Source organism: Natrinema hispanicum (assembly GCF_900111485.1).
Taxonomy (GTDB): Archaea; Halobacteriota; Halobacteria; order Halobacteriales; family Natrialbaceae; genus Natrinema; species Natrinema hispanicum_A.
On sequence record NZ_FOIC01000021.1, the window covers coordinates 13,672 to 29,288 of the forward strand.

Here is a 15,617-nt window from a genome sequence, read left to right on the forward strand (position 1 = left end):
GGCATCGGTCCCGTACTCGACTGCTGTCGAACGTGGCGGGGTACTGTGACGATCACATGCGGTGATGATCCCATCGCTTCCCTGGGTATCGATCACCCCTTCCAATTACGATCGAAATTCACCGATGGATAAAGGGGATACCTGATCACGCCGGGCAACAGCGTGGACGGCTATGCACGGCTATCCCACAATAGTTACAAACCAAATTGGCCGCACGTACTAGGGTGGTCGTCGCTGCTCGAGGGTCCCAAGATGTGACCACGAATACATAATTCCGGCCTGAAATCCGATATTTCGACAGGGTAATATTGTATTTCTCGGGTGAGAAGCGCTGATACGTACGATATCCAGAGTGTTTCGATCGAGTGCTAGTCGTTGCCAACTCAGCGCTCGAGCGGCGGTCGTATCGATTATGCGGTCTATAGTAAATACCCTGCTATGGGTATAGACTGTTGATGTCGACGGACCCATCCGCGAAGTGGACGCCAATGACGTCCGGCCAGCAAACGACTGCCCCCCGATGTGTCAACTGTGGCAATCAAGTGACTCGACAGTTCGCTCGCGTCTTCGGCGACAACCGTGACGTCGTCCACGCCTGTCCCGACTGCGCGACGTACCGTGAGATGAAGACCTCGGATTTCATTCCGAAAGAAGCCCGATAGTGTCTATCAGTATCGTCTCGAGTATCTTGTCTCTCTGCTAGCGCTTGCCGATGACACGCTCTCCGTTGGCCACACTAAATCTGTCAGTTAGGCTCTCCTCGTGACAGTTTCGGTCACCAGTGCCTGTGCGTCCTCGAACAACGTGTCGGCGTCGGTGGCCGACCGCGCCTCCGCCGTGACGCGAATCAACGGCTGTGTGCCGCTCGCACGAAGCAGGAACCACCCGTCTTCGGTCTCGACCCGGACGCCGTCGAGCGTATCGATCTCGTCGTATCGGTCGCGCACCGCCTCGCTGACGTCGGCCATCACCGCCACCTTTTCGGTCACTTCGATCGACGTGCGTCGGATCGGATATCCCTCGATCTCGGCGACGAGGTCGGACAGCGGCCCGCGGTCGGCGACGAGTTCCACCAGCTTACACGCCGCGAGCGGGCCGTCGGGACACCGCGTTTCATCCGGCCAGATCCACGCTCCACTCGGCTCGCCGCCGAAGACGACGTCCGGCTCTGTCGTCCGTTCGGCGACGTAGACGTCGCCCACCTGTGTCCGCGTCACCGACGCGCCGACGGCCTCGAGCGCGTCGTCGACGGCGAGGCTCGTGTCGACTGGTGCCGCGATTCGGTCTCCGTCGCCGGCTGTCTCGCGGGCGAACAGGGCCAGCAAGGCGTCTTTCGGGACGAAGGTGCCTGTCTCGTCGACGGCGACCATTCGATCGGCGTCGCCGTCGTGAGCGATCCCCACGTCGGCGTCCGTCGCTGCGACTAGCGTCGACAGCGTCTCGAGGGTCTCCGCGTTCGGCTCGCTCGGGCGGCCCGGGAAGGCACCGTCTTCCTGCCCGTTAAGCGTCCGGACCTGACAGCCCAGCTCGTCGAGTACCGTCGCAGTGACGCCGCCGGCACCGGTGCCGAGATCGACGATGACGCTGAGTGGCTGTGCGATGTCGACTGTCGCGTTGAGTGCGTCGGCGTGGTAGTCCTGTACGCCGTCGTGGCTCGTTCGATCGCCGACGCCGTCCCAGGCAGCCAGCTCGTAGTCGTCCTCGCGAATCCGTCGTTCGATAGCCTCGCGCTGGTTAGGACCGAACGCCTTCCCCGAGGGATTCCAGAGTTTGATCCCGTTGTCCGTCGCCGGGTTGTGCGAGGCCGTCACCACGACCCCCGCGTCGGCCTCGAGACGCTCGATCGACCGCGCGACCGTCGGTGTCGCCTCGACGCCAACCGTGATGACGTCCGCCCCACACTCACACAGTCCCGCGCTGATCGCGTCGACGAGCATCGCGCCGCTGTCTCGCACGTCGCGACCGACGACGACCCGGTCGTAGCCGTCCGAGGCGACCGCACGACCGACGGAAAGCGCCAGCCCTGCCGTCACCTCGTCGCCGACTCGTCCGCGAATGCCACTGGTTCCGAACATATCGGTCCTGAGTCGGGCGACCGCCTTACTATGTGCGGATTACTGGTGTCCGTCATCTCGATCGGCTCCATGCCAGTGTTGTGCGACCGCTTCGGGGCAGACTCGAGACGGCAACGAGTGCTGGAACGGTCGCATACACGCCCGTTAGCTCCTGCCTGTCTCGTTGAACTGTCGGTGCCGTATATGTAACACACGCAGATACACGTGACTGAACATGACATACGAACGTCTCGTGTCCTGCCAGCCGAACCGGTCGACGGACGTGGCGACCACAGCAATCGATACCCATGAGCGCAACTGAATCGGATTCCGACGAGGTCGTCGATGCCGACGACCCACACGGCGAGTGTGACGGGGCGACGATCGACGCCGACCTACCGCCGAGCGCGAAACTGATCTACAAGGTCCTCGAGTACGAGGCCCCACTGACACAGGAGGAACTTGCCGCCGAATCGCGGCTCTGTCCCCGAACCGTCCGATACGCACTGGGGAGACTCGAGGAACAGGGTGTCGTGACAAGTCGCGCCTGTCTCGCGGATGCCCGACAGTCGAAGTATCGGATCGACGACTGATACTGCCGGACAACACGATTCATACGGTCTGCTGTCCCGATGTTCCGGCCCGCACGCAGTGCGAGTCGCGGCCGGCCGGCACTGACTGACAGGCGTCCGTCTCAGCCATCGATCGGACTCGAGACGTTGTCGCCGAGGCAACAGCCGTCGGGACGCAGTCGAGTAGTCACTGACGGTTGTCCGGTCGTATGAACTGTCGGTTAGCACTCGACGATCGAACGGCTGCAGTGCGTGCGCTACCGGTGTTTCTGATACTGATCGACCAGCAGATCGATCCCGAACGCGCCTGACGTGATCTCGTAGTGGGTCTCGAGCCGCGGGTTGAACTTCGCCTTGTATCGGTTGATGCTCGGGACGCCAGCGCCGACGAGGTCGTACTCTTCGATTCCCGCGTGGAGGCCATCGCGCATGACGTGCCAGTCGAGTAAGTCGTTGATCGCGATGTCGACGTCAGCGTCCGGTTTGACCCCGCCTTGCCATCGATACCGCGTCCGATCCGATTCGACGACGAGAATGCCACCGAGGAACTCACCGTCGACGCGACAGATGTAGGGTCTGATCGCACCGTCGGGGAGCTGTTCGTGGACCGCTCTCGCGAAGTCGACGCTCAACCGGAACGGCTGGCCTTGGCTCTCGTAGCGCTGACGGACCTTCTCGACGATGCGTTCGACGTCGTCGGTGTCGCCCTCCTCGATGGTGTAGCTGTCTTCGTCGGCGTTTCGGATGTTGCTTCGCGCGTCGCTGCTGAACCGATTGAGCAGTTCCTCTTCGGAACCATCGAGGTCAACGACGTACGTGTGACTTGGCTTGACGTCGTAGTCGTTCCAGACGAACGGACGGACGTCGTCGAGCGTGCCGGTGACGAACTTGCTATACAGCGGCGAGAGTTCGGTGTCGATCCACTCGAGACAGCCCTCGATGAACCGTTTGATCCGGCGGTCGGCCTTGCGCTGTTTGAGCTTGTCGACGTTTAGCAGGGCTGGGCCGAGATACGTCGTCCATGAGTGGGGAGCCGGAGAGAACGCGCCGGTTACCGGTCCCTTGGTATATTCGAAGACGGGAAAGATCCCGACTGTTTCCTGACCTTTGAACCCTGCAAGCAGGTGTAGTATCGTATCGGTATCGACGGCCTGCAACCGGAGCGCTTCCGCCCGAAAGAACGGGTTCGAGTCGTCCGAGCGTTCGACGTACCGATTCCACTCCTCGGCATCGGCGTGTGGGTTGAGGGTGCGTATCTCGACGCTCATAGGTAGCCCAGATCTGAGAGTCTGTCTTCGACGGCCCTGTCGTCGGTCGCCGTGATCGGCTCGGGGTCGTACGTCGGATACGATCGTTCGGTGCTGCTCTCGATGATCGGCAGTGGCTCACCGTCCATTGCGGCGTCGATCGGGATGTCAAACAGTGAGCAGATCGTCGGCGCGATATCGAAAATCGTCGCCTCGGTGAGCGCGGCGGACTCGTCAAACGCCGACCCAGCGGCCGCGACGACGCCGGTTCGCTTGTGGTTCCACGACTCCATCGGCTCGCCGAACTGGCCGTTTCCAAGCGACGCGGCGATCGCGTTGTCGAACTCCGCCGGGACGGTCAGGATGTCGGGTGCTTCCTCGACGTAGGGTCCCTCGAAGTACGTCTCCCGCGGCTCGACGGCGTCGAACATCGCCTCGCCGTCGGGCGTCCGAACCGCCGACAGTTCGTCGATGAGCTCCTCGCGGACCTGCTCGTAGTCTTCGGCTGGCACCTGACCGTTTGGCTCGCGCCCCTCGAGATTGATCCGGACGCCGAGTTCGCTCTTCGAGCGGACGTATGCCTGCGAGTCCGGAAAGTCGACCTGCTCGCTCGCCGCCCGGATCATGTCGTTTGGCACCCGCTTGCCGATCGGTTCTTTCAGCCCGACGACCTCGAGCGTGTTTGCGACTCGCTGGGTCGTGATCCCGACGGTCGCGGCCAGATTCATCGCTCGCTCGAGCGCGCTCGGGCCACCATCGCCGGCGTCCGATCCCTCGAGCAGATCGTTCTCCCAGGACTTCGACCAGTCGGGCATCCCTTCGCCGCCACTCTGGGCACTGACGTAGCCTTCCGACCGGAGGTACTCGTTGACGCGGAACTCGTCGCCGGTCACCTTCCCCATGCCGTGGTCGCTGACGAGCAGGACGTTTTCGGGGTCCGTTCGCTCGATCGTCTCCTCGAGCTCGCGGTCGACTGCCCGATACACTGCTTCGATCGCCTTCTTGTCCCCTGGGCGCTCGTGAAACACCGAATCGGTCTGCTGGAACTGGAGGAAGCCAAGCTCCGGCGCGGTTCGCCGACAGAGGTACCGAAAGGCCTTCCCCCGGAGTTCGACCGTCCGCTCGTAGCCCTCGATCGACTGTTCCGGTTCCGGGCTGTTCTGTGGATAGATCCAGTAGTCGCCGCCACACGCCAGCTTGACATCCTCGAGGATTCCTTCGGGGTGACAGTCCGGGTCCTCGGGCGCGGTCAGCCCCGGGATCAGCGCCCCGTCGAACGCCCGGGCGGGATGGGTTACGGGCATGTTGACGACGACACTGGTAAAGCCGTGCTCGCTCAACAGCTCCCAGACCGGCCGTTCTCGAACGTGGGTCGCGTTGACGACGTCCCAGTCGTAGCCGTCGAAGGAAAGGAAATCGTAGACGCCGTGTTTGCCCGGATTTTTGCCCGTGTACAGCGACGGCCAGGCGCTTGCAGTCCAGGGCGGAATCTGCGACTCGAGGGGTCCAGCAGTGCCCAACTCGAACAGCCGCTGGATGGTCGGCACCTCGCCCGATTCGAACAGGGGCTCGAGTATCGGCCGACACCCGGCGTCGAGCCCCATGACGAGCAGACGAAGGGATTCTTCGTCCGTCGAACTTGCCATAGAGACGGTATGTTGTCGGTTAGGCTTTGTTATGCGACCGCTTGATGACTGTAACATCGTACTGGGTGGCAGTACGGTCGGAATAGCGTTCGCGTCAGTGTCTCTCGCCGTGGCTGTAAGGGTCGATTGTCACCCGTTGCAGGCGAGTATCGTCCGCATCACTAAGGTGTCCGATGATACCGTATTACGTCGATGATCGCCGTTACTGGTGTTCGTCACCACCGATTCGAGATATGATCAGTGCCACCCCCTCCGTGTTCGACGCGTCGCTCTCACGGTCGGGGGATGCGGGAATCGACGCGTTCGTCGACCGGCACGCCCCTGACGTCGACCACACCTACTACGGTGCTGGGAAGGTCGCGCTCCGGGACGGCCTCGATGCCCTCGTCGAACCCGGCGAGAACGTTCTCGTCCCCGCTTACCTCTCGCCAGCCGTCGTCGAACCGTTCCGTGACCTCGGGCTCGAGCCTCGGTTCTACGCCATCGAAGAGACGCTCGCGCCTGATTTCGCCGATCTCGAGAGCCGGATCGACGACGACACGGTCGCCGTCATGTCGGTCAACTATTTCGGGTTTCCACAGCCCGGCCTCGAGCGGCTTGCATCGCTGACCAACGAATACGACTGTTACCACATCGACGACAACGCACACGGCCCGATCAGCGTCGCGAATGGGTCGCTGCTCGGGACGCACGGTGATCTCGGGTTCACGACGTTGCGAAAGCTACTGCCGGTTCCCGACGGCGCGATCCTCTACCGTGTCGCCGACGAGGTCAAAGCGGCGTTCTCCCCATCGCCGCTGGCCGGCAGCGCAGAGCGGATCGCGACCACCGACTGTCGGTTCGTCACGACGTCGGCCGCCGAAACCGCTCTCGGCCCGCTCTACCAGTCGATCGAGTCGATGCTCGACGACGGGGCCAACGATCCCTCATCTGTCGATCCGGGTGCCCGATACGAGGCCACAAAAGCGCCGATGTCGAAGTTCACAGCGATGGTCACCGACGCCGCCGATCCGGACGCGATCCGGGCCGCCCGGCGAGAGAACTACCGGACGTGGCAACAGGTGTTCGCTGACCGCGAGGACATTACGATCTTCTACGAGCGGCTGTCAGATGGGATCAGCCCGTACGAATTTCCCGTCCGGGCGCGCGATCCGGACGCGTTTCTGGCGGCGCTTCATGACTGTGGCGTCGTGGGTGCACACACCTGGCCGATACTCCGCGAGTCCGTATTCGAGGCCGACGGCTACGACACGGCGACGCGTCTCTCACAGGAGGTCGTCACGCTGCCGGTCCACCAGAGCATCGAGCCGGCAGCGATCGAGGCCGCCGGCGATCGACTGCAGCAGTGAGCCGGAAGCTTTCGCGGCTCGAGCAGCACCTCATTCGCTGGCAGCTGGCGGCGACGAGAGCGCTGCGTGTACGTCGTCGCTCAGCGCGTACGCCCGATCGGGCGTCCGCTCGAGAACGCCCTCCGTCCGCAACTCCGAGAGGAGGCCCTGGACCGCGACCCTCGAGCGCTCGACTTCCGCTGTGAGGGTCGCTGCCGCGAGCGACCCGCGCTCGTCGAGGGCAGCAAGCACGTCACGTGCCGTCTCGAGCGAACACTGCGAGCCCTCGCACGCGCGCTCGACGCGGTCGCCAATGTCCGTCGCCTCGAGGACCGTTGCGAGGTCACGTTCACTGTCGGTGGTGACACGTGTCGTCTCATCGGCTGTGGACGTGGACGTGTTGTCGTTCGATCTGGCGTTGGCTGTCGCCTTGTCCCAGTCGACGGGCGTGTACCCGAACTCGATGTCGTCACCGCCGGCCTGCAGGATCGTCGACTCCTCGTCGGTCTCGTCCTCGTCTGCGCTCTCGTGTTCGCTGACGGTCTCGCGTAACCGCTCGTTTTCATCGCGCAGGCGGCTCAGCTTGTCCGCGCGCGACTCGAGTTCGTCTTCGAGGGCGTCGATTCGGTCGTCGCGTGTCTCGAGTCGGTCCTGCAACTCGTCGCGTTCGGCCTCGAGATCTGCGATCTCCTCGTGGAGTCGGCGCAGGTCCTCGCTGCCGCCAGGCAGTTGCGACTGGACCGTCTCGGTGTTCTGCAAGGCGTCGGCCATCTGTTTGGCCGCACTCGAGACGTCCCGGGCCGAGGCCAGTTCGTCCTCTAAGGTCTCGATGCGCGTTTCTTTCTTTTCGAGTTCGGCCTCGAGTTCCTGAATTCGGTCCTGTTCGCGATCCTTGCGCTCGGAGATGTCCTGAAGGTCGCCGACCAGCGCATCCGAGACGGATTTGAGTTCGGGGCGCTCGAAGTCGTCGAGCCCCGGTGTCGCGCCGGCGTCGAACGTCCGCTTGCGTCGGAACTGGACCTTCCGGACGTCGGCTTCGGTCCAGTCGGTCTGGACGAACGCCTGTCCGTCATCGAGGTCGGCGACGCGCTCGGCGTACTCGGTGTCGATGATCCGGCCGACGACTTTCGTGTCGTTGTCCCAGGTCAGCCGATGCCAGACCAGCCAGTTGGCCTGCGTGATGAAGTCTTTCTTGACGTCGGCCGGTCGCTGGCTGATTCCCAAAATCCCGAGGCCGTGTTTCCGGCCGCGTTTGCTGATCTTGATCAGCAGATTGCCCGTCTCGCCGACGCCGCCGCCCTCCGGGATGTACTCGTGGACCTCCTCGACGACCAGCAGGAATGGCTTTTTGAGTTTCTTCTCCTTGACGAATAGGTGTCGGGCGACCTCCCGGAGTAGTTCGTCGGCCACGTCCTCGTCGAGATACCCCGAGACGTCGAGGATGACGGGGACGTTCTCCTCGAGTGCGATCGTCGCCATCTGTTCGGCGTGTTCCGGGCCGATCTGGATGTCACACTCCTCGTCAGCGCCGGCGTGGAGCATCTCGTATTCCTCTTTGAGCCCGTAGTACTCCCCGTCCGTGTCGACGATGAGGAGTGGGTAGCCGGCCTCGAGCAACTCCTCGGCGATGACCGACGCGGTGTTCGACTTTCCGGAGCCACTCTTGCCGGTCGCGAACCCGCGTCCGGTGAGGATCTCGATAACGGGCAGTTTGAGCTCCGCACCGCCGGCCGTCTCGCCGACGCGGATCTGTCGCTGTCTGGTGCCGTCGCTCACCGGTCGATCACCCCGCGAACGCACGATTCACTCATGATATCTGTACTGTCCGAACACGCGACCTTGAAGATTGGCCTCGATGCGAGCGGCCTCCTCGTCGCGGTTCCGGTCACTCCGCGTCGCGTTCGACGGTTTGCTCGCGGATCGTCATTCCCTTGCGCCCGAGGTGCTGGAGCTGTTTTCGGGCGAAATCCTCCTCGCGCGTGCCCCGCGTTGCGAGGACGTAGACGAGCGCACCGCCAGCGGGGCGCATCGTCCGTCCGGCTCGTTGGGTACCCTGCCGACGCGACCCACCCAGTCCGGAGGCGACGATCGCCAGATCAGCCGTTGGTAGATCGATCCCCTCGTCGCCGACCCGCGAGATGATCAGCAGGTCGCGCTCGTCCCGCCGGAACTCCTCTAACAGCCGCCGGCGTTCGTAATGCGGTGTCTCCCCGCTGAGGAAGGGGGTCTCGAGCGCGTCGGAAAGCTCCCGGCCCTGCTCGAGATAGTCGACGAAGACGAGCGCCTTCGCGTCGGGGTGAGCCGACAGCAGGTAGCGCACCTCGTCGATCTTGCCTCGGTTTTTCGCGGCGATGCGATATTTTTCCCGGCCGTCAGCCGAGCCGTAGGCGTTGGCCTGTTCGTCGTCGCCCCACGGCACGTAGCGGATCTCGAGTTCTGGTTCGGCGACGAAGCCGGCCTCGAATAAGGCCTCCCAGTCGGTGCCGATCGGCGGGCCGACGAGCGTGAAGATCTCGGTCTGGCGATCGTCCTCCCGGATGGGACTGGCGCTCAGCCCCAAACGATGCTTCGACTGTAGGTGCGTACTCCGCCGATAGACGTCCGAGGGGACGTGCTGGCACTCGTCGAAGACCACCAGTCCCCACTCGCGATCGTCGAACAGCGAGCGATGGCGGTCCATCCCCGCGATCTGGTAGGTAGCGATCGTCACCGGGCGGACCTCCTTGCGGCCACCGTGGTACTGGCCGATCTGATGGGGCTCGAGCGAGGTGTACTCCACGATCGTGTCGGCCCACTGCTGGGCGAGGTCGCGACTCGGCACCAGGACCAGCGTCTCGCCCTCGACGTGAGCCATCGCGCCCATCGCGGCTACCGTCTTCCCACTGCCCGGCGGGCCGACGAAGACGCCTTCGCCGGCCTCGGCGAAGCGGTCGACCCAGTTCTGCTGGTAGTCTCGCAGTCGGACGTTCAGGTCGATCGGCAGCTCCTCGCCGGAGGCAAGCTCGCGGTGGTCCTGGACCGGATAGCCGGCCTCGTAGAGGATCCGCTTGATCGCAGCTTCCGACCCCTCTCGAACCCAGTCTTCGGTTTCGGAGATCGGTGCGTGGACGTGTTCCTCGTCGAGTTTCTGCCGGGCGACGTTGCCCATAATCTCGGGTGTCTGGGCCTCGAGAACGGTGTAGCCGTCCTCGTGGGTCACGAGCCGGAACTGGTGGGCCCGATCCCACTGGCTTTCGACCCACTCCTCGAGTTTCTCGGAACGCTGACCAAGCGCTTGACGCATCGTCCGGGCTAAGTCCTCGAACCTATCGTGGGGCGTACTCCAGACGTCTTCCGGTCGGACGACGTAGCGATAGCCGTCCTCGCCGTTGGCATCCGCAAGGTGGGCAAACTGGGAGAGTTGCGCACGTGTAAACTGGTCCGGTCGGTCGACGATGATCTCGCGGCGTTTCGGGAAAACGACGACGCGCTCGCGGTCGGTCAGATCCTCGAGTTCGCTGGGATACCAGACGACGGGATCAGTCGACACTGAGAGCCGTTCGACATCGCCACGGTCGGCAAGCGACTCGAGTCGGTCGCTCGCCTCCTCGTGGGGAATCTCGAGCGCACGGGAGACGGCTGCCGCGGTGAGCACCGGTCGACCGGCCTGCTGGCTGGCGTCGTGGAAGTCGGCGATGGTGAACGCATCACCTGCCTCGTTCTCGTCGGGCTTCGCGCTGGCGTCGGCCGTCGCGTCCCCAGCCGGGTCGTGGGCGTCGCTTCGCTGCTCGTCGGAAGCCGCCGAAGAACGTTCGTCAGTCACTGCCGGGTCGTAGCGGCGGTGGGAGTAAACCCATTTCGCTCGGGACGCGACGGCGGGACGGCTGCCCCGAGCGCAAACAGCTATATTTAATGTGCCAGCGTTACAGGCTCACATGTACCACGCAATCCTCCCAGAAGGACAGATCGTCTGTGAACGGTACGATCACACCGATGACGGGCTCGAGTTATACGATTCCGACGACAACTTCCTTGCGTTCGTTCCCTACAGCAACCTCCACGCCCTCCTCGACGAGGAAATCTATGAGGCGGACGACCGCTCAGTCATGTAGCCGGCTGTTGGTCGATCGCCTCGAGTTGCTCGCGATATCGGTTACGGACGGTGACGACGGTCGTCTGGGCGGTCTCGGCGACCGCTCGCTGCGGGATCGTTTCGTCACAGAGCAGCCCGGCAGCGTAGATGGCCGCGGCGGCGAAGCCGGTCGGTGACTTGCCCGAGTGTAGCCCCTGGTCGGTCGTTTGGTCGATGATTTCGATGGCCTTGGTCTCGACGTCTTTGCCGACGTCCAGTTCCGAACAGAACCGCGGAACGAACTGTCGGGGATTCGTCGGCTCTAAGTTGATGTCCAGTTCGTCTGCGATATACCGGTAGGTACGGCCGATCTCGCGCTGCTCGACGCGTGAAACGGATGTTACTTCCTCGAGGCTACGGGGAATACCCTCTTTACGACAGGCGGTGTAGAGGGCGCTCGTCGCGACGCCCTCGATCGAGCGCCCGCGGATGAGGTCTTGCTCGAGTGCCTGTCTGTAGATGACGCTTGCCGTCTCCTTGACTGGCTTGGGGACACCTAACGCGCTTACCATCCGGTCGATCTCGGAGAGGGCGTATTTGAGGTTTCGTTCGCCCGCGTTTTTCGTTCGGATTCGTTCCTGCCAGACACGGAGTCGATGGAGCTGGCCGTGTTTGTCGGCCGACATCGAGTGGCCGTTGGCGTCCTTGTTGCGCCAGTCGATAGTCGTCGTCAGCCCGCGGTCGTGCATCGACTGTGTCAGCGGTGCGCCGACCCGCGAGAGGTTGTCGTGTTCCTGTGCGTTGAACGCTCGCCATTCCGGGCCGTAATCGATGGGATCCTCCGTAAGGACAAGGCCACATTCCTCACAGACTCGCTCGCCGCGGTCCGGATCGTGGACGATCGTCTCGGTCTCGCAATCGGGACAGCGATCAGCCTCAACCGCCTCCGACTGCGATTCGTTGCTGGCGTGATCGATAATAGACCGCGTCATCAGTACCCGACCGAAGCCGTGCAGTCATTGTAAGGGGGTAACATGGTTTCGCGGGAAACACCGATTTACTCTGCTGTCGTCAATGGCTGAATAAAAGAAAGGTAGACGAACGATCCGATCATCGGCTGTCTCGGAGACAGCGACGATAGTCACGTCCCATCGGTCGCGTCCGGACGAAACGCCTACGGGTCAATCGACTCGCTCTGTTAGCATTAATACGCGCATGGTACATGTAATATGAGGGTCGTTACGCCGACTCGAGACGGTAAACACGTCTTTCGTGTCCGAACTGTCACTCGAATTTATATTCGTTGAGTCAGACGGTCAGCACTGGTGCCGTGTTGTCAGACAGTCGTCCGAACGCATCCCAGTGTCCGATCTCGTTTCGATCGAGTCGGCCGTACGCCGTGGATACACACGTACAGTCGGCTGATACTGCCCACCCGCTCGGACGATCACGATCGACAGCCGTGGCGATGGGAAGCCACCGCTGTCAGCCGGTCACGAACTCCCTCCGTACCTGCTTTGCAGCCGGTGCGAAACGTGGCTGTGCTTAAGAGTATCTATATTGGTGTACAACCTGGTGTGTCAATCGTGAGTTCGACTCGTCGTTTGAACGTACAGCGGTCGCCGCTACGCCGAGACTTCGGTGACGTCGGCCGCCGGAGACCGGAGACAGCGAGCGCGAATGGGGATGCTACAGGTGGGTGGTTTTAATAATGTCGTCCATCGACCAGTCGCTGCCCGATGAAATAACGTCGGTCGCCGCAGACGAAGACGAACGACTCTCGAAGGACGTTATTTTCGAACTCTTAAAGAATCGGCGTCGTCGCGAAGTGCTCGCATACTTGCTCGAAGCGGACGAAACGGTCACACTCGGTGAACTTGCAGAACAGATCGCTGCTTGGGAAAACGACACCAGCGTCAACGCGCTCAACTCCGACCAGCGCAAGCGGGTCTACGTCGCCCTCTACCAGACCCATCTCCCGAAGATGGACGACGCTGGGATCGTCGAGTACGATCAGGACCGTGGGCTCATCTCGCTTGCGGACAACGCCGACCTGCTGATGATGTATCTCGATACCGATTCCCATCGTCAGGACCGGTGGGACCGATGGTACGCTGGGCTCAGTGTGACTGGCGCGACCCTGCTGGGCGCAGCACTCCTCGGGGTACCACTGCTGTCGGCCATCCCGACACTCGCCATCGCGAGTGTCGTCATCGCTGCTTTCCTTTGTCTCTCGGCCGCACACGTCGTCCAAAACCGTCATCAGGAACGTACCGTCGACGGGAAACTCTCACGTATCGACTGAGTGTTCGCTTCGTCTCGTGGAGCCGTCTTCTCGCTCATCGTAATTTGTCAGTCATGATCTAGCAGATAGCAGTTTTATTCGTCGGTGACGGAATCGAACCACTGGACAGTGGTCGTGTCTTGCCGTCCGCCAAGAAGACTTTTTACTGCTCGGCTTCGTATGTTCGGACGGCTCCCGACGACCGTCATCCAGTACCGGAACAGTCGCGTGCCAGCAGCTGTTCTCGGCGCGGGGGCCTTTTAACGCGACTCGAGTGGTGACTGTTCTCTCGCGTCGGGTGAGCGCGAGCCAACGTACGTAGCCGACGTCGGCTTCGAGTCAGCATCGTACTCGATTGAGACGACGGCGTCGCCCGACTATCCGATCCGGATCGTCGAGAACGACGACCGATGGGTCTGTCTCGAGGGTCACATCTACGGTCGCGATGACGAGGTACTCGAGCGGACAGTGACGGTGAAGCAGAAAATCGGATGCAGTTACTGATCGCGTGCGTTGTACTGAACGTCGACGTTCGCATCGCCACGCAGTCGGAAGTCGGCGATGTCGCCGTCGAACCAGTAGGCGTCGATCCAGTTGTAGACAGCGCCGCGAACGGTCGTCCCGTCGATCACGTCGCCGTCATCTATCGAGGCGTCCTGGTAGGTGGATTTGACGACCGTCCCGTCGACCTCGAAGGAGTACGTGCTCGGCCCGTCGGTATCGACGCCGTCGATTACGAGCGCGTGGGGCGGCAGTTCCTGGTCGCCGTACTCGCTCGGGTCGATCTGCTCGCCGTCGAGCATGACAGTAGCTTCGCCGTCGGTAACGGTGATGTCCGTCAGCTCCCCTGAGAACCGGACGGTCTGGGTTTCGTCAGTGACCGAACTCTGGACGGTCGTGCCCGAGACTGTCGTCGCCTCCGTTGCCGGTTCGTCGGTCGATGCGAGTTCGATCGCCCCGTCGACTGTGATCTCGTAGCTCGTCGGTGTTCCACTGCCCACAACCTCGAGCACGTGTGGCTTTTCCTGGCCGTAGTCAGCGGGGTCGACTGCCTCGCCGTTGATGAGCACCGAGCCGGGGCCGTCGACGGTGAGTTCCTCGAGCTCGCCCGCATAGCGGAAGGCGTCTTTCCAGTCGCCGACGCTGCCTTGCACGGTCGAGCCGTCGATGGTGTCTCCGTCGTCGATCGACGCGCCCTTGGCGTTGGAGTGTTCGACTTCGCCGCTGACGGTGAACTCGTATCGCGTCGCATCCGATGGACTGCCGTCGACGAGCAGCAGGTTCGGCAGGTCCGGTTCGTCGTTCGTGTCCGTGCGCCCGGAACTGCTCGAGCCTGTACTTCCGGACCCCGATGCGGCTTCCTCGGGCGACGTTGGGACGCCGTCGGGAATCGAGAGGTCCGGATTCCGTGAGACGTCGCTGCCGATCGAGACCGTCGAGCCGCTTGCGCGCTGGATCGTGCCGCGGTAGCCGCCACTCTGGAAGTCGACGCTGCCGGGGGAGCCGTTCGCCCCGGCCACGAGCGCGTAGGGGTAGGGGCCGTCGGCGAAGTGCGAGTCGCGGATCGTCACGGTGCCACCGTTCCAGACCCAGACGGGCCGCCCGTCGGTCTCGATGTAGCCGCCGTAGCCGCGTCCATAGTCGGTGGTGTCGTTGTAAGCGACGCAGTTGACGATTTCGTCGTCTTCGCTGCCACACCGGAAGGTGGAGACGCCGTTGTTCTTCCCGAAACAGCTCTCGAAGCGAACGCTGCCGCCGACGGGCGTATTGGAACAGTAGAAGCCGTTGTTCGGGAACCCCTGTACGTTGCAGTGACGGAACGTGAGGTCTGCCTGACTGCCTTTGTGCATGAAGACGGCACCGGGGCCGTGTACGAAATCAGCGCCTTCCTTTGTCGCGCCGTCACCGAGATAGATGTTCTCGAAGAGGATGTCGCCCTGCCCGGCGTTGATCGAAATAATGAATGACGCACCTCGGTAGAGACCTTTGAAGCCGATGTTCCGAATCACCGAGTTCGCACCCTCGACGTAGATCAGAAAACTCTCGCCGGTAGTGAAGTCGATCAGCTTGTTCTCGAAGGTGTCGCCTCGGCCGACCCGGATCGTCTGGCCACGGGCCTCGATGACCTCGTAGTCGTCAGCCGCTGCACTCGCGGTTCCGCCGAGTGCCGCTGCTGCTGTCGTTGCACCGGCGAGTTTCATATACGATCGTCGATGTAGTAATCCATCATTACCACTGTCGTCGATCGTCTCGCCGTCACGAGAGAAAGACGACTCGTCATCCAGTTCCGAAAGGTCGCGTGCCATGCAATCGGGTAATTAGACACTACCGCAATAAACTTTCCCAATTCCAGAGCCTAAAATTTACAGACTGTACCTATTGTCTGTAGGATTCATAGATGATTGTGTGATATATCGAATTGGAATTTTATTTGT

Annotated in this window: 12 protein-coding genes; 5 read left to right on the top strand and 7 right to left on the bottom strand. The window is 62.3% G+C overall.

Annotation, left to right across the window (positions count from 1 at the left end; translation table 11 throughout):
• Positions 1 to 455 precede the first annotated feature (455 nt).
• Positions 456 to 662 (top strand): DUF7563 family protein, encoded by a 207-nt coding sequence (locus tag BSG09_RS15240; RefSeq protein ID WP_006431419.1) that lies wholly within the window; start codon positions 456 to 458, stop codon positions 660 to 662.
• Between the two features lie 87 nt (positions 663 to 749).
• Here BSG09_RS15240 and glmM read toward each other — a convergent pair whose 3' ends face one another.
• On the bottom strand, positions 750 to 2,075 hold the full coding sequence (gene glmM, locus BSG09_RS15245) for a phosphoglucosamine mutase (protein WP_092934592.1): 1,326 nt from the start codon (positions 2,073 to 2,075) through the stop codon (positions 750 to 752).
• Positions 2,076 to 2,362: 287 nt separating this feature from the next.
• Between glmM and BSG09_RS15250 the strand changes: the two genes are divergently transcribed.
• The gene (locus tag BSG09_RS15250) at positions 2,363 to 2,647 is read left to right on the top strand and encodes a MarR family transcriptional regulator (protein ID WP_092934594.1); all 285 of its coding nucleotides are present in this window, start codon (positions 2,363 to 2,365) and stop codon (positions 2,645 to 2,647) included.
• A gap of 236 nt (positions 2,648 to 2,883) precedes the next feature.
• Here BSG09_RS15250 and BSG09_RS15255 read toward each other — a convergent pair whose 3' ends face one another.
• Positions 2,884 to 3,894 (bottom strand): lipid II:glycine glycyltransferase FemX, encoded by a 1,011-nt coding sequence (locus BSG09_RS15255; protein ID WP_092934596.1) that lies wholly within the window; start codon positions 3,892 to 3,894, stop codon positions 2,884 to 2,886.
• Positions 3,891 to 5,519, bottom strand: coding sequence for an alkaline phosphatase family protein (locus BSG09_RS15260; protein WP_092934598.1), 1,629 nt, complete (start codon positions 5,517 to 5,519; stop codon positions 3,891 to 3,893). Before BSG09_RS15260 ends, BSG09_RS15255 begins: the two co-directional genes overlap by 4 nt.
• A gap of 233 nt (positions 5,520 to 5,752) precedes the next feature.
• Here BSG09_RS15260 and BSG09_RS15265 point away from each other — a divergent pair, with 233 nt between their 5' ends.
• Complete coding sequence (locus BSG09_RS15265; protein WP_092934600.1) at positions 5,753 to 6,868, top strand: aminotransferase class I/II-fold pyridoxal phosphate-dependent enzyme; 1,116 nt, start codon at positions 5,753 to 5,755, stop codon at positions 6,866 to 6,868.
• Between the two features lie 30 nt (positions 6,869 to 6,898).
• On the opposite strand, the gene BSG09_RS15270 is transcribed toward BSG09_RS15265, so the two are convergent.
• Together BSG09_RS15270 and BSG09_RS15275 are read right to left on the bottom strand one after the other, a co-directional pair.
• On the bottom strand, positions 6,899 to 8,623 hold the full coding sequence (locus BSG09_RS15270; protein WP_092934602.1) for a helicase HerA domain-containing protein: 1,725 nt from the start codon (positions 8,621 to 8,623) through the stop codon (positions 6,899 to 6,901).
• Positions 8,624 to 8,732: 109 nt separating this feature from the next.
• Positions 8,733 to 10,649 (bottom strand): DEAD/DEAH box helicase, encoded by a 1,917-nt coding sequence (locus tag BSG09_RS15275; protein ID WP_092934604.1) that lies wholly within the window; start codon positions 10,647 to 10,649, stop codon positions 8,733 to 8,735.
• A gap of 112 nt (positions 10,650 to 10,761) precedes the next feature.
• Between BSG09_RS15275 and BSG09_RS20910 the strand changes: the two genes are divergently transcribed.
• Positions 10,762 to 10,938 (top strand): hypothetical protein, encoded by a 177-nt coding sequence (locus BSG09_RS20910; protein ID WP_175542220.1) that lies wholly within the window; start codon positions 10,762 to 10,764, stop codon positions 10,936 to 10,938.
• On the opposite strand, the gene BSG09_RS15280 is transcribed toward BSG09_RS20910, so the two are convergent.
• Positions 10,931 to 11,890, bottom strand: a complete 960-nt coding sequence (locus BSG09_RS15280) for a transcription initiation factor IIB (protein WP_092934606.1) — start codon at positions 11,888 to 11,890, stop codon at positions 10,931 to 10,933. The two genes, BSG09_RS20910 and BSG09_RS15280, sit on opposite strands and share 8 nt — an antisense overlap.
• A gap of 719 nt (positions 11,891 to 12,609) precedes the next feature.
• On the opposite strand from BSG09_RS15280, the gene BSG09_RS15285 reads away from it, so the two are divergent.
• Entirely contained in the window at positions 12,610 to 13,203 is a 594-nt protein-coding gene (locus BSG09_RS15285; protein WP_092934608.1) for a DUF7344 domain-containing protein, read from the top strand.
• A 476-nt stretch (positions 13,204 to 13,679) separates the two neighbouring features.
• Here BSG09_RS15285 and BSG09_RS15290 read toward each other — a convergent pair whose 3' ends face one another.
• Complete coding sequence (locus BSG09_RS15290; RefSeq protein WP_175542221.1) at positions 13,680 to 15,488, bottom strand: hypothetical protein; 1,809 nt, start codon at positions 15,486 to 15,488, stop codon at positions 13,680 to 13,682.
• Between the last annotated feature and the right edge of the window lie 129 nt (positions 15,489 to 15,617).

What these genes read in the sequence shown, in the direction of transcription:
- BSG09_RS15255 (WP_092934596.1), bottom strand. Translation starts at nt 3,894, where the DNA reads ATGAGCGTCGAGATACGCACCCTCAACCCACACGCCGATGCCGAGGAG.
- BSG09_RS15240 (WP_006431419.1), top strand. Translation starts at nt 456, where the DNA reads ATGTCGACGGACCCATCCGCGAAGTGGACGCCAATGACGTCCGGCCAG.
- BSG09_RS15250 (WP_092934594.1), top strand. Translation starts at nt 2,363, where the DNA reads ATGAGCGCAACTGAATCGGATTCCGACGAGGTCGTCGATGCCGACGAC.
- BSG09_RS20910 (WP_175542220.1), top strand. Translation starts at nt 10,762, where the DNA reads ATGTACCACGCAATCCTCCCAGAAGGACAGATCGTCTGTGAACGGTAC.
- glmM (WP_092934592.1), bottom strand. Translation starts at nt 2,075, where the DNA reads ATGTTCGGAACCAGTGGCATTCGCGGACGAGTCGGCGACGAGGTGACG.
- BSG09_RS15280 (WP_092934606.1), bottom strand. Translation starts at nt 11,890, where the DNA reads ATGACGCGGTCTATTATCGATCACGCCAGCAACGAATCGCAGTCGGAG.
- BSG09_RS15285 (WP_092934608.1), top strand. Translation starts at nt 12,610, where the DNA reads ATGTCGTCCATCGACCAGTCGCTGCCCGATGAAATAACGTCGGTCGCC.
- BSG09_RS15265 (WP_092934600.1), top strand. Translation starts at nt 5,753, where the DNA reads ATGATCAGTGCCACCCCCTCCGTGTTCGACGCGTCGCTCTCACGGTCG.
- BSG09_RS15290 (WP_175542221.1), bottom strand. Translation starts at nt 15,488, where the DNA reads ATGGCACGCGACCTTTCGGAACTGGATGACGAGTCGTCTTTCTCTCGT.
- BSG09_RS15260 (WP_092934598.1), bottom strand. Translation starts at nt 5,519, where the DNA reads ATGGCAAGTTCGACGGACGAAGAATCCCTTCGTCTGCTCGTCATGGGG.